The sequence below is a fragment of the Arthrobacter sp. Br18 genome, from assembly GCF_000520555.1.
In the GTDB taxonomy this organism is placed as follows: domain Bacteria; phylum Actinomycetota; class Actinomycetes; order Actinomycetales; family Micrococcaceae; genus Arthrobacter_D.
Window position 1 is genome coordinate 60,365 of sequence record NZ_KI914854.1, and the last position, 12,887, is coordinate 73,251.

A 12,887-nucleotide genomic window follows, 5' to 3' on the forward strand; every position below is an offset into this window, starting at 1 on the left:
AAGCCTAACGCAGGACAACAGGCAAATTAGGTGTCACAAGATCGCTAGTACGCCCTACTCAGGTTCAATGTTAGTCTTGCCGAACTTGGATGTTTGACGGATTGGATTTGTGATGAAGCGACCTCTGCACACCGCATCGGTGATGCCTAGCCGGCGCGGGATGCTTTTCGGTGCGGCAGCGGCGGTCGCAGTGCCGTTGTCGATGCTGGGCCGGGGCCAGGCGGTCGCGCAGCCAGGTGCGATGGGCCACACCGCGATGGACCACACCGCGATGACGGGGGGCCAGGCGTCCAATCATGCAGGGCATGCCGGGTTCCCGTCGGGATCGGTTCCCCCCGGACGGGCAGGCATTGATCCGACGGCGATCCTGCGTGACTTCGATAAGGGCACCGTCAGTACCCTGCCGGATGGAAGGACCTTACGCGAATGGGAGATCACGGCGTATGACCGGGACATAGAAATCGCGCCGGGAGTGATGTTCCCTGGCTGGACGTATAACGGCAGGATTCCGGGTCCCAGCTTGTGGGCGCAGGAGGGTGATGCGCTGCGCATTCATTTCACCAACGGAGGATCCCACCCGCACACCATGCATTTCCACGGGGTGCACCGGGCCGAGATGGATGGAACCGCAGGGATCGGTGCCGGATCGATCCTGCCGGGCCAACGTTTCACCTACGAGTTCGATGCCGAACCATTCGGCACCCACCTTTATCACTGTCATCAGTCACCGCTGGCCCCGCATATCGCCAAAGGCCTCTATGGGGCGTTCATCGTCGAACCCAAGGCCGGCCGGCCCGAAGCGGACGAAATGATCATGGTCATGAACGGCTATAACACTGACGGGGGAGATGATAACGAGTTCTACTCCGTGAACGGGCTGCCGTTCCATTTCATGGACCATCCCGTGCAGGTCACCAAGGGACAACTGGTGCGCATCCACTTGATCAACATCCTGGAATACGACCCCATCAATTCCTTCCATGTGCACGGAAACTTCTTCAACTACTACCCGACCGGGACGTCCTTGACCCCGAGCGAGTACACCGACACCATCATGCAGGCACAGGGACAACGCGGGATCCTGGAGATGCGTTTCCCCCACCCGGGCAAGTACATGTTCCACGCCCATAAGACCGAGTTCGCTGAACTGGGCTGGATGGGCTTTTTCGAGGTCAGCGACTAATGACCCGCCCCGGAACCGCACCGCACAAAGCGGAGAAAACGACGAAGATACCCCGCTGGGTCCTGGGCCTTGGGCCACTGGTATTGATCGCTGCCTTGATCGCACTGTTCAGTCTGCTCAATGCGCCCGGCCTGACCGGTCTTGGCGACGACAGGCCACCCGAAGAAGCCGTCGTGGTCGAAAACATTGAGCTGACCGACGGTCTGATCACCCTGACCGTGCGCAATGAGGGCGCCGATCCGGTCACCATCGCCCAGGTCGTCGTCTCTGACTACTACGCCGGGTTCACCCAAAGCGAGAACCAGATGGCGCATCTGGAAAGCAATACCGTCACCGTCTTCTACCCCTGGGTTCAGGGTGATCCCTACGATATTTCCTTGATCACCTCAGCCGGTGGAAGAGTGGGCGCCACGATCGATGCAGCGGTCCTCAGCCCGGACAAAGGCACCTCCTTCTTCGGGCTCATGGCGCTGCTGGGAATCTACGTCGGCGTCATACCCATCGGCCTCGGACTGCTATGGATGCCCTTTGTCCGCCGATCCTCACCAGCCTGGATCCGCGGTCTGCTCGCCTTCACCGTCGGCCTCCTGGTATACCTCACCATCGACGCCACCCTCGAAGGAATTGAACTCGTCCGCGACAACGCCTCATACGGCGGCCCACTCGTCGTACTCCTCGGCGCCGCCACCGCCTACCTGATCCTGGAAGGCATCGAAGGCTGGGCACACCAACGAACCACCCACCCAGCCACCAAACCAGCCGGCATAGCAAACCCCGGCCAACTGTCGCCGCAGATGCTGTCACTATTAATCGCGGTCGGCATCGGACTGCATAACCTCGGCGAAGGCCTGGCCATCGGATCCGCCTACGCTGTCGGCTCCCTCGCCCTTGGTGCGTCCCTCGTCATCGGTTTCGCGATCCACAACACCACCGAAGGCCTCGCCATTGTCACACCCCTGGCTTCACAACGCCCACCACTTACCCGCCTCGCCATCCTCGGTCTCATCGCAGGAGCACCGGCAATCCTTGGCGCACTCATCGGCGCTACCGTCTACCAACCCACACTGGCCGCGTTCCTGCTCGGCATCGGAGCCGGAGCCCTCGCTCAAGTCGCCATCAAACTCCTTCCCATGCTCAAGGACAACACCGGACGAACCCTCACACCCCTCACCGCAGGCGGCATCATCACCGGCCTTGCCTTCATGTTCACCACCGGACTCCTCGTCATCACCTGACCACATCCCCCAACCACCAAAACCGGACCACAGCTTCCCAAGCCACAAATCCGCCGCTTACCCCTATCACATAGGCCGACCGGAGGATTTGCCACCGCGACTCAGTTCTTGAAACTGACCGCTCACGAATCCGCGGCAAGTAACTGCCGCGGGTTGACCTGCTCCCGGTTCGTGAGGTTCGGTCAGTAAGTGAGCCAGGAAATTTCTTGATTGAGCGTGGCCGAAGGTCGAGCAGAACGGGCACAAAATGGTTGATGTGGAGGGGCTGGTCGGCCTACAGAGTGTTTTTGTGTGTTGTGCCTGTATCGGGGGTTGTTCCTTTCTCTTCTTCCCGGGCGTCAAGCACTGTGGGGGTCGTGGACGGGGATCGGCGGTGGAGGGCCAGGAATTCCAGGGTGCCGGCGATGAAGAGGATCCCGGATACCCAGGTGTTGACGCGCAATCCCAAAATCGTGTTCGCGTAGTCGGAGCGCATCAGTTCGAAGAAGAACCTGCCGGCGGTGTAGAAGGCCACGTAGAGCGCGAAGACTGCTCCTGCACCGGGTTTGAACCGTCGGTCTATCAGTAGCAGCACTGCTGCTGCGGCCAGGCACCATAGGGACTCGTACAGGAAGGTCGGCTCGAAGTATCCAAGAACGATCGGGTTCCCTGCGGCGTCGAGGGTTGCCCGTCCTGCCGATAGGTCCATTTCATGGATCTGTACGGCCCACGGCAGGGTGGAGGGGTCTCCGTAGAGTTCGTTGTTGAACCAGTTCCCCCATCTGCCTATCCCTTGGGCGATGAGCAGGCCTGGGGCTACGGCGTCAGCGAACGCGCTGAAACGCACCCCGTTTCGGCGGCACCCGATGTAGGCGCCCAGGGCGCCCAGGGCGATGGCACCCCAGATGCCGAGGCCGCCGTCCCAGATCCTTAACGCACCCCAGGGGTCTCTTCCCGGCGCGAAGTACAACTGGTAGTCGGTAATGACGTGGTAGAGCCTTCCTCCGATGATTCCGAAGGGAACCGCCCACAGCACCACGTCCAGAACCTGCCCGGGCTCACCGCCCCGGCGGGTGAGGCGCCGGTCCGTCAGCCAAATGGCCGTGATGATGCCCGCGAGGATGCACAGCGCATAAAAGTGGAGGGTGACCGGGCCCAGCTGGACGGCGCTGATGGTCGGGGATGGAAGGTAAGAGGCGGGTTCCGCGAGAGTATTCATGACCTATTTCGATGGGGGATTAAAATGTGTGCACAGCGGGACGTGGGTCGGCGAGCACACCGATGCAGCGCCGGTCCGGGGGTTCCGGAAGGTTTGCGGCTCTAGGCGCGATGGAGGATCCGTCGATCAAGGGCAGCCAGGGGGAGTGTCGTCAGCTTTCAAAGAGTGGGTACGCTTTGATTAGGACTCGCTGGACGCGGATTCAATGAGCGCTTTGAGGGTGCTTTTTTCGGTGATGCCAAGTATCCGGGCTGAGATTCTGCCTTGTTTATCCAGTACCAACGTGGTCGGCACTGCTTGCGGGGGGACCTGTGCGCTGAGGCCCAACAGGATGCTGCCATCGGTGTCGAGCATGCTCGGATAGGAGATGCCGAAGTTCCGCTCGAATGAGGCCGCGGTCGGTGCCTCATCGCGGATGTTAACGCCGTAGAACTCCACGCCCTGGTCCGAGAACTCCTGGTGGAGTGCTTCCAGATCCGGTGCTTCCGCCCGGCAGGGTGCACAGGCCGCGTACCAGAAGTTCAGCACGGTCACCTGGCCCTGCAGGTCAGCGGTGCTGACCGTGCTTCCATCCATAAGGGACGCTTCAAGGGGTATGGGCTCCCCCCGGTCGCTGGCGGCGAACTCGGACACGGAGCCGTCCCCGGCGATGTAGTTTTTGTTGTCCCCGGCTGATGCTTGCTGGGCAAGAGAATCCGGGGCCGCGCACCCGGCCAGGAACACTACGGAGGCCAGGGCGATACTGCCTGCTGCCCGGACGGTCCTGCGCACCCCTCGCGGTGAACCTGGCGATGGATTGATTCTGGCTGGTAGGTTCCTACCCTTTGCGTGTGGCTGCATGCCCGTCTCCGCCCTTCGTTCGCGGTGAACCTGGCGATGGATTGATTCTGGCTGGTAGGTTCCTACCCTTTGCGTGTGGCTGCATGCCCGTCTCCGCCCTTCGTTGCTCCGGTCCACCCGGGAATGTCCCTCACCACGAGACTTGATACTATCGTTCATAGTAGCAAGTCTGGGTGATGGCACTGTGCCTAGGCTTTGGTCGGGGTGAATGGCTGATAACAGGAGAAGTGTTCTATGGATTTAGTCGATGTGGCTGTCACCGTTGGTGGTCTTTTGGCGATCGGGTTCCTGGCGTGGTACTTCTTCGCTCCGCGCAAGGCCGAGGTGGCGTTGGTTCGCGCGGGCGTGCAGGTTGCCGATATTTCGGTCCGCGGCGGGTATTCCCCGGACCTGATCCGGGTCACGGCCGGCATCCCGGTCCAGCTCCGCTTTGATCGGCAGGACAACAGCGACTGCACCAGCCGAGTCGTTTTCCCTGATCTGCGCAAAAGCGCTTCCCTGGCCGCTTTCGACACCACAACAGTCGATTTGATGATTGAGGAACCAGGCGAATATCCCTGGGGGTGTGGCATGAACATGCTGCACGGCACACTTCTCGTTGAACCTCCCTTTACCAGCGATAGCGCTTCCACCACCAAGGGTGCTGCCGCCGACGCGGGCGGGTCTGCCGCTGCAACATCGGATAGTGGCAGCGGTAGCAGGACGGCCAAGGCTGTAGGTGTCGGGCCGACCCTTGAGATCCGGGACCACTACCAGCGCGCCGAGTTCATGTTGCCCGGAGCTTTGCGCAGCCTGCCCATCGATACCGGACGCAGCGAGGCCGAGCTCTCGGCCATTGCAGGAGTCGGGTCCGCCGTGGTCAACTTCGGCGCCGAACGCGCGGTCGTGACGTACGACGCCGATCAGGTGGATGTTGGCACACTCGAGCGTGCGGTGACCGATTCAACGGGATTCCCTGCGCGTATGCGCCCCGAACCGGGTTCCGCGTCAACTGAGGACGCTGAAGCCGAGGCCCGTAAGGCCGAGTTGAAAGACCTGCGATGGAGGGTCGCCCTGGGAGCGGTGTTGACCCTGCCGGTCCTCTACGCGGTGATGGTTTCCGAGCTGGTGGGTGAGCAGTACGTGCCCGACATTCTGGAGAGCTCGCTCGTTCAGTTGGTGCTCACACTGCCGGTGATGCTGATCGTCGGCTGGCCTATTCACCGGATTGGGTGGCGGGCACTGGGAAACCGTTCCGCTGAAATGAACAGCCTGATCGCACTGGGAACGACGGCTGCTTTTCTTTACAGCCTGGTCGCCACCTTCGCCCCGCAGATCCTCCCGGAGGGCGTCAGGGACGTCTATTACGAAGTCGTCAGTTTCATCATCACGATCATCCTGCTGGGCCGGTTGGTCGAAGCCCTCGCCCGGGCAGGATCCGGAGACGCCATCCGCGCCCTGGTCGCGCTGACTCCGGCGACGGCCCGTGTCCTGCGGGACGGGCAGGAGGTGGAAACACCGGTCGAGCAGGTACGTGCCGGAGATGACATCCGGGTCCGCCCGGGAGAGAAAATACCCGTCGATGGTGAGATCGTCGAGGGCCGCTCGTCCATCGATGAGTCGATGGTCACCGGGGAGAGCATCCCGGTGACCAAAAGCGGTGGGGATACCGTCATCGGGGCAACGGTGAACACGACGGGCGCTTTCACGATGCGCGCCACACGGGTCGGAGCCGATACCGCCTTCGCCCAGATCATCAAACTGGTGCAGGAAGCACAAAGCACCAAGGCACCCATTCAACGCCTCGCGGACACGGTGTCGGGCTATTTCGTTCCGGCGGTTGTCTTCATCGCGATCAGCACGTTCGTGCTGTGGTTCGTTCTCGCGGATTCCCTTCCGCTGGGCGTGGTGGCGGGCGTGAGCGTACTCATCATTGCCTGCCCCTGCGCGCTGGGTTTGGCCACACCACTGTCGATCATGGTCGCCACCGGCAAGGGCGCATCCCTTGGCGTGCTGATCAAAAGCGCCGCAGCCTTGGAAACAATCCACAAACTGCACACCGTTGTCCTGGACAAGACCGGCACCCTCACCCAGGGAAAACCCGCACTCACCAACGTGTTCCCTGCCGCCGGCATCGATGAGACCGAGTTGCTCCGCCTTGCAGGTTCGGCCGAAGCGGACAGCGAACACCCACTGGCGACAGCGATCACCGAAGGCGCCCGTAACAGCGGTGCGGTGTTGATGCCCGCGACCGGTTTTGATTCGATGACCGGTAAAGGGATACGTTCCACCGTTGATCATCGTCAGGTCCTCATCGGCAATGCGACCCTGCTCAGGGATGAGGGGATACCCACCACCGACCTCACGGAAGCAGCTGATCGGTTCGCCGGCGAGGGTAAGACCCCCATGTTCGTAGCAGTTGACGGCCGACCCGCCGGTGTCATTGCTGTCGCCGACACCCTGAAACCCAGCTCAGAATCAGCTGTCGCCGGCTTGCGCAGGCAGGGCCTGGAAGTTGCCATGATCACCGGCGACCATAAGGCAACAGCCCTCGCCGTCGCCCGGCAGGTAGGCATCGAGCGGGTACTGGCCGAAGTACTGCCTGAACATAAGGCTGCCGAGATCCGTAATCTCCAGGATGAAGGCAAACTCGTGGCCATGGTCGGTGATGGCATCAACGACGCCCCCGCCCTCGCGCAGGCCGATGTCGGCATCGCCATCGGAACCGGTACCGATGTGGCCATCGAAGCCGCGGACGTGACCCTGATGTCCGGGGAGCTCTCAGGGCTGACGAACACGATTGCGCTCTCGAAAGCCACCATGCGCAACATCCGCCAGAACCTCGTCCTCGCGTTCGGTTACAACACAGCAGCAATCCCCCTGGCAGCGGGCCTGCTCTATCCGGTCACGGGAGCATTGCTCTCGCCCATGGTTGCTGGCGCTGCGATGGCACTGTCCAGCATCAGCGTCGTCGTCAACTCGGCCCGCCTCAACCGCTTCACACCCCCGACGCCCCGGCCCGCGAAAGAATCCTAGAAGTCAACGAACCCGCAAGGGCTCAGTTACTGGTCGATGCCTTATCCGTTCAGGCACTTTCGTCGACGCAAAGATTCGACACACGCAAGGGACGCGCAATTCCATGCGAATCCCGGGTGGTGTCCTGCGCGGACCGGTCGGTATCGTCCCCGTCCAGGTTGCCGCTCTGGCGCCGACCCTGCTCACCTGCGTCGTCTGCAGGCTGGGAGCATCCGCCGGAGCGCTCACCTTCGGTGCACTCCTCTGAGCGACGGTCCCGAAGGGATGGCGTGGCCGGATCATCCCAACCCTTTGGCTTGCTCGGGCTGTCGGCGGAATCCTTTTCCTGTCGCTCGGCGGCATTGCCGCTGATCTCTTTGGCATCAGGGCCGTCCTCCACCCCGGGTGAGCCCTCCTGCTTACCGCCTACACCGGATGGAAGGGACTCCACTCGAGGATGGCGGAATGAACACGCCCGCGACACGACGGAACCCATCGTATGGCCGGGACCGGATGAGCAGCTTAGCGGCGTTCGGTGGCGCTCGAGCACATGAAACTGACAGTGCCGGCAGCACGACGTGCTGCCGGCACTGTCATCCGGTGGAACTGGTGTTTCCCTGCGGGGTGCTGCTTATGCGGCGACGGTGACACGGCGTCGGATAAGAGCCCGGACTGCCGGGTATGCGGTGAGGAACCCCAGAACAAGTCCGATCTGCATGAGGAAGAAAAAGCTGATGTCGGTGGGGGCCGGCATGAAGTTCCCGAAGTGCATGACAAGCATCCACCCACCCATACCGATGTCGAAGGCCAGGACGGTGACGGTGGCAGTCAGCAACGCAACACCGGCGCTTTTCCCTGCAGAGCTGCGGTCAGCTGAGGAAGCGAAGAAGTATTCAAAGACGAACAACAACGCGATGGCCAGTAACGCGATGACGATAATCAGTACCCAGAGGTTCGTTCCGGCGATGGTCAGCCCGCTGGCGACCACGAGGGGGACCCCGATGAAGTGCCCCACGGTTGCAGCGGCTCCGCCCGGGGTGCTGCCGGTGAGGGCTTTCCCGTGAAGATCCTTCTCGGGCTGCGCGGCCCGTTCACCCGGGGTGTTGCTGCGGGTCTTGCCCCACCGGTTGTAGGCCCAGAGGCCGAACGGGCCGAGGTACAGGGCGGAGATTGGCCATACGATGCCCATCGCGGCGTTGGGCTGCCGGTGGCGCCGCCCGTAGATGTCGTACAGCACCAGCGCTGCGCTGATGACTCCCAGGGCCACGAAAATCCAGGACACCGGCGTCAACCAGCCGGGCAGTGCTGTTTCCATGGACGTCATATCCATCGCATCGTCATTCATCGTGGGGGTTACTTTCTCGTAGATTTTTATTACTCACGAGGATCGCCTGCGTGAGATACGCGGTGGTTTTCAGCGGCTATCGATGCGTGGTGCAGGGTGCAGCATCATCCGTGAAAAGAGGGCTACCGGGGCACCGATATGTAGAGGAAAGCCGTTGCCGCGACGGGCAGGATGGTTGTTCTCATCCGGCGCTGAGTGGGGAAGGAAAGCCCCCGGGCAGGTGCGCGGGAGGGTGGGGTTTGTCTGCTACCTGCTACGCGGACTCATCCAGGGAAGCGAGCCGGCGCCGGTACTCCTCGTCGTCAATGTCACCGTTGGCGTACCGGGAGCGGAGGATTTCGCGGGCTTCCCTGTTCGTGGAGGAATGACGTCCTTGGTTGTTAGGGTCAGCCTGGCCGGCCCTTCGGACAAGGAGGACGATCGCTGTCGCTGTTACCGCCAGGAGCAGCACCACCGCCAGCGACCAGAGCACCGCCGCGCCCATCATGCCGCCGCCCATCATGCCGCCGTCCGTTATTCCGTCCACTATCCGCACCACCTTCGCGTTGAGTTCATACCTGCATGCCACAGTCTACTACGTATCTTAGTAGACTGTGATTGTTTCGGGCGGGGATGGTCTCGAAGCTGTTCCACCAAGCGGCGAGGCGGGTCTGTGGACGCGGAAATCAGGTGGAGGCGGGAAAACCTGTGGGGCAGGTTTGCGCATAGGCACTCGACACTGCCGGCGCTGCAGCCACGGTCAGGGGCAGTACGAGCATTGCGGCTGCTGCGGAAACCGTCAGGACGACACGGAGGGCACCAAGGGGTGCTGTGGGTGCGGCGAGCCGGCGTACTCGTGCCAGGGCGCTGGTGCCTCCTGCACCCAACGCCACATTGGGCGTCGACCCGGCTTCGGCGAGCCGGACGACGGCGGCGGCCACGGTCAGGCGACTGCTGCTGCGTGCGGCGCGATCGTCGGCATCCATCTCGATCAGGCGTGTCAGCTCGGTGCGTGCGATGCGGAACGCCGGCAAGCGGGGGAAAGCGCGATGGATGGCGTTCGCGGCGGCGAGAATCAGGTGGTGCCGGCCGCGCAGGTGGGCCGTCTCGTGGGCGAGGACCGCGGCTCGCTGATCCTCATCGAGGGCGCCCAATGCTGCGGAGGTGAACACGATTTCGTTGTGTCGCCCGGGAAGGCAGTAGGCGGCCGCCTCGGCGTGCTCCACGACGAGGAATTGCCCGCTGGAGTCCCGGCGGCCCAGTAATGCCAGGGACTGCAGCTGTAGTTTGCGCGCCCGGTACGCGGAGGCCAGCTCGGCGATAAGACAGAAGCCCACGCGAGCCACCACAGCGACGGCGGTGATGCCGCCGGCTGTGGTGACCAGAGCGCCTCCTGGTGTGGAGTACTGTTCCCGCAGCGTCATGACGCAGGCCTGCAGGAACTCGGCCAGGTTCGAGGTGAATGGCATGGCCGGCACCGCCAGTGCTGCTCCTGCGAAGACGATGCCCGCGATAATCGTCACCGACAGCGCCTGCCACACAAAGATTCCCACCCTCGGGGACCGGTCGGCCCACGTGCCCCTGGACAACAGGGGCGCCACCGCGGCAGCAGCCACGGCGTAGGTGAAAAGAAGGAGCGGAACGCTCACTCGCTGGCCTGGGTCTGCACCTGGGTCTGCGCTTTGGGCTGCGCGGCCTGGTCCAGCACTGCCCGCAGCTGCGCGACCTCGTCGGCAGGGATTTGCTCCAGGAAGTGCAGCAGGGTCGCCGTGCGGTCACTGCCGCCGGCGAGCACCTCACCCATATGCGCGGCGGCGTATTGTTCGCGGGTCTGCGTGGGACGGTAGCGGAATGCCCGGCCGTCCGGTTCACGCATCAGCAACCCCTTGCGGTGCAGAGTGTCCATGACGGTTTTGACGGTCATGTAGGCAATTTCCCGCTCCCGCTGGATGTCCTCCAGGATATCGCGTACAGCAGCCGCCCCCTGATAGGACCACATCCGATCCATAATGGTGGATTCAAGCTGGCCGAGACGATGCATGCCAGGACCCTTTCTTCATGCAGTAAACCGGAACTGAAACGTGCTTGTGACACCAATCCTATCGTGCATAGTAGACCCTGCACGACAGTAGATCCTGTGCACCGGTTTAGTTCTTTGCGAGCCGCCGCCGGAGTTTTTTCTCGGACGGTCGCCCGAAGCTGAACAGCTGCCCGTCAAGCAGGATGCCGGGTGCGAAAACAACGCCGTGACGCACGTCGAGTTCGCGGCCCCGGGTGCTGGCGAGCTCGACGTCATCAATCACTAGTGGATGCGTGGCTGAGATGTCCTGCAGGGTGTTCTCTGTCTGCTCACACCACGTGCAGTTCTCCTGCGTTGAGAGTCACGGTATGCATCAGCCGGCCTGCCCTGACCCGAGGTCGTTCAAAGAGCAGTTACCACCACGGCGCGCCAAACCCGATGGGCAATCCCGCCTCAGTGCCGGGAGGGCGACTGCTGCTGCGTTTTGAGGGCTTGAACTTGCTCGCGCAACTGTGCCAGCTCGGCTGCCTGGGCTGAAGGTACCTCGCCCGATCCTGCGTTGGATGCCCGTTGGCCCATGGCGCAGTGTCCCCGCCGCATAGGCCGGAGACAGAAAAAGTACGTGGCACTCAGCGATGCCAGGAGGACAGCCACCGCAATGCCCATTCAGTCATCGAAGAGTCGACCCTGTCGACTGCGGCAGGGATGTGCCGCCAGCTGTGTCGTTCTGGCTGGCGCGCAGTTGGTCGACTTCGGCGCGCAGCTTGGTCAGTTCCGCCGCTTCAGTCGGAGCCGCCTGCGCGGGAGGCGCTTTGCTGCCCCGCATCATGAACCACATCATCAAACCCATTCCGACGGGGCAGGCCAGCAGCGCAAGGGCGTACAGTGCTTCACTCACTACAGTTCTCCTTCATCGGTCGGGGTCGGGGTCGGGGTCGGGGTTGGGCTTGAAGGCATCATCCCGTTCGGACCCATCTCGGAGTCCGCGTCTATCATCTGTTCGTGCATCCGCGCCATGCCCGGGTTGTCGTTCATCATTTGCTCGTGCATGCGCTTCATGCCGGGGTTGTCCCTGGTCATCAATTCATGCCTCTGCGCCATGCCTGGAACCGAGTCCTGGTTGTTCATGCCGTGATGATCGTCGGTGGCCTCAGCAGTGGCGCGGGGGCTCTCGGCAGCCGGAGGTCCGGCGGCCACTGACGGAGCAGCGGCTCCCAGGGCCAAAAGGCCGGCAGCTGCCGCGGTTGGTATCCACAAACTCAAAGTCACGTACGTTCCTCTCATTGGTCGGTCAATATCAACTACTACTAAAGATAGTAGCAAAATACTAGGCAAATTAGTAGGAGTGGTCCCGGCAGGGGTTAGGAGGTGTTTTCCAAGCGGTAGCACCCCCGCCGGGCGTCCGTGGTCCGCAGGTGTGGTGTCGGGAGCATAAGATACTACGGTTGATAGTACTGAAAAGGGTTCGTCCGCCTCAGGCGCCTCGTCACCTGATGGAGGTATCGCTCCACGGCGGAAGTGAAGGAGTGGTTGATGGATCGGAAATCGCCCAGGATCAGGAGTAGTCCTACCCGGGTCGGGCGGTCTCTCCGGGAGGGGCTGGCTGCCTCTCTTGCTGCAGTCCTGCTCCTGACGATGTCCCTTCCTGCCTCGGCGCATACCTATCTCTTGTCCTCGGATCCATCCGATGGTGCGACCGTGGGCGCGGCTCCAGAACAAGTAACTCTTGAATTCACGGAGCAGGTCGAGCTGGAGTTCGCCAATGTGACCGTGTCGGTATCCGGCGGTCCGGCCTACGGCGCGCTGACCGAGACGGCGGGGAAGACGCTGGTTGTGCGTATCCCGCCAAGGGCAGTTGCCGGTCAACCGAACGGCGGATCGGCCCTCTGGAAGATCGCGTACAGAGTCACCGCGGACGACTGGCATCCGGTGAACGAAGCCTTCTCATTCACGGTCTCTCTCGATTCGGATGCCGCTGCAGGAGCCAAAGAGCCAGTCGCCGCACCCGAAAACAGTGGGGAGTCCGAGGTATGGGCCTCTGATGCCCGTCCTCGGGAAGCTCCCCGAGGGGTGCTGCTGGGTCTTGGCTTGTT

General features: G+C 62.4%; 13 protein-coding genes and 1 pseudogene. 5 read left to right on the forward strand and 9 right to left on the reverse strand.

Annotated features, from left to right (window positions below; all coding sequences use genetic code 11):
- Positions 1-112: 112 nt before the first annotated feature.
- Both Y704_RS0106935 and Y704_RS0106940 read left to right on the forward strand, forming a co-directional pair.
- The gene (locus tag Y704_RS0106935) at positions 113-1,183 is read left to right on the forward strand and encodes a multicopper oxidase domain-containing protein (RefSeq protein ID WP_253904253.1); all 1,071 of its coding nucleotides are present in this window, start codon (positions 113-115) and stop codon (positions 1,181-1,183) included.
- On the forward strand, positions 1,183-2,418 hold the full coding sequence (locus Y704_RS0106940; protein ID WP_051476781.1) for a ZIP family metal transporter: 1,236 nt from the start codon (positions 1,183-1,185) through the stop codon (positions 2,416-2,418). Before Y704_RS0106935 ends, Y704_RS0106940 begins: the two co-directional genes overlap by 1 nt.
- A gap of 274 nt (positions 2,419-2,692) precedes the next feature.
- Here Y704_RS0106940 and lgt read toward each other — a convergent pair whose 3' ends face one another.
- Together lgt and Y704_RS0106950 are read right to left on the reverse strand one after the other, a co-directional pair.
- Positions 2,693-3,616: a prolipoprotein diacylglyceryl transferase gene (lgt, locus tag Y704_RS19555; protein ID WP_081747455.1), complete on the reverse strand. Its 924-nt coding sequence runs from the start codon at positions 3,614-3,616 to the stop codon at positions 2,693-2,695.
- 180 nt (positions 3,617-3,796) lie between these two features.
- Positions 3,797-4,387 (reverse strand): TlpA disulfide reductase family protein, encoded by a 591-nt coding sequence (locus tag Y704_RS0106950; RefSeq protein WP_035771876.1) that lies wholly within the window; start codon positions 4,385-4,387, stop codon positions 3,797-3,799.
- A gap of 303 nt (positions 4,388-4,690) precedes the next feature.
- Here Y704_RS0106950 and Y704_RS19560 point away from each other — a divergent pair, with 303 nt between their 5' ends.
- Together Y704_RS19560 and Y704_RS23960 are read left to right on the forward strand one after the other, a co-directional pair.
- The gene (locus Y704_RS19560; RefSeq protein ID WP_081747457.1) at positions 4,691-7,471 is read left to right on the forward strand and encodes a heavy metal translocating P-type ATPase; all 2,781 of its coding nucleotides are present in this window, start codon (positions 4,691-4,693) and stop codon (positions 7,469-7,471) included.
- Between the two features lie 103 nt (positions 7,472-7,574).
- Positions 7,575-7,718 (forward strand): hypothetical protein, encoded by a 144-nt coding sequence (locus Y704_RS23960; RefSeq protein WP_155850253.1) that lies wholly within the window; start codon positions 7,575-7,577, stop codon positions 7,716-7,718.
- A 363-nt stretch (positions 7,719-8,081) separates the two neighbouring features.
- On the opposite strand, the gene Y704_RS19565 is transcribed toward Y704_RS23960, so the two are convergent.
- The 7 genes and pseudogenes from Y704_RS19565 to Y704_RS0106995 form a co-directional block, all read right to left on the reverse strand.
- A complete protein-coding gene (locus Y704_RS19565) occupies positions 8,082-8,795 on the reverse strand; it encodes a DUF4396 domain-containing protein (RefSeq protein ID WP_081747458.1) in 714 nt (237 codons plus the stop codon).
- Positions 8,796-9,048: 253 nt separating this feature from the next.
- A complete protein-coding gene (locus Y704_RS0106970) occupies positions 9,049-9,321 on the reverse strand; it encodes an SHOCT domain-containing protein (protein WP_216698954.1) in 273 nt (90 codons plus the stop codon).
- A gap of 139 nt (positions 9,322-9,460) precedes the next feature.
- Positions 9,461-10,423, reverse strand: a complete 963-nt coding sequence (locus Y704_RS0106975) for a M56 family metallopeptidase (protein ID WP_026549585.1) — start codon at positions 10,421-10,423, stop codon at positions 9,461-9,463.
- A complete protein-coding gene (locus Y704_RS0106980) occupies positions 10,420-10,815 on the reverse strand; it encodes a BlaI/MecI/CopY family transcriptional regulator (RefSeq protein ID WP_026549586.1) in 396 nt (131 codons plus the stop codon). The genes Y704_RS0106975 and Y704_RS0106980 overlap by 4 nt, the downstream gene beginning before the upstream one ends.
- A gap of 106 nt (positions 10,816-10,921) precedes the next feature.
- A pseudogene (locus Y704_RS23325) lies at positions 10,922-11,131 on the reverse strand (hypothetical protein); the annotation flags it as partial.
- Positions 11,132-11,464: 333 nt separating this feature from the next.
- Entirely contained in the window at positions 11,465-11,692 is a 228-nt protein-coding gene (locus Y704_RS0106990; RefSeq protein WP_026549587.1) for a hypothetical protein, read from the reverse strand.
- Positions 11,692-12,063: a hypothetical protein gene (locus tag Y704_RS0106995; protein ID WP_026549588.1), complete on the reverse strand. Its 372-nt coding sequence runs from the start codon at positions 12,061-12,063 to the stop codon at positions 11,692-11,694. The genes Y704_RS0106990 and Y704_RS0106995 overlap by 1 nt, the downstream gene beginning before the upstream one ends.
- 264 nt (positions 12,064-12,327) lie before the next feature.
- Between Y704_RS0106995 and Y704_RS19575 the strand changes: the two genes are divergently transcribed.
- Positions 12,328-12,887, forward strand: a 560-nt coding sequence (locus Y704_RS19575) for a copper resistance CopC family protein (RefSeq protein WP_162149382.1), incomplete at its 3' end; no start/stop codon positions are given.

What these genes read in the sequence shown, in the direction of transcription:
- Y704_RS0106935 (WP_253904253.1), top strand. Translation starts at nt 113, where the DNA reads ATGAAGCGACCTCTGCACACCGCATCGGTGATGCCTAGCCGGCGCGGG.
- Y704_RS0106940 (WP_051476781.1), top strand. Translation starts at nt 1,183, where the DNA reads ATGACCCGCCCCGGAACCGCACCGCACAAAGCGGAGAAAACGACGAAG.
- lgt (WP_081747455.1), bottom strand. Translation starts at nt 3,616, where the DNA reads ATGAATACTCTCGCGGAACCCGCCTCTTACCTTCCATCCCCGACCATC.
- Y704_RS19560 (WP_081747457.1), top strand. Translation starts at nt 4,691, where the DNA reads ATGGATTTAGTCGATGTGGCTGTCACCGTTGGTGGTCTTTTGGCGATC.
- Y704_RS23960 (WP_155850253.1), top strand. Translation starts at nt 7,575, where the DNA reads ATGCGAATCCCGGGTGGTGTCCTGCGCGGACCGGTCGGTATCGTCCCC.
- Y704_RS19565 (WP_081747458.1), bottom strand. Translation starts at nt 8,795, where the DNA reads ATGAATGACGATGCGATGGATATGACGTCCATGGAAACAGCACTGCCC.
- Y704_RS0106980 (WP_026549586.1), bottom strand. Translation starts at nt 10,815, where the DNA reads ATGCATCGTCTCGGCCAGCTTGAATCCACCATTATGGATCGGATGTGG.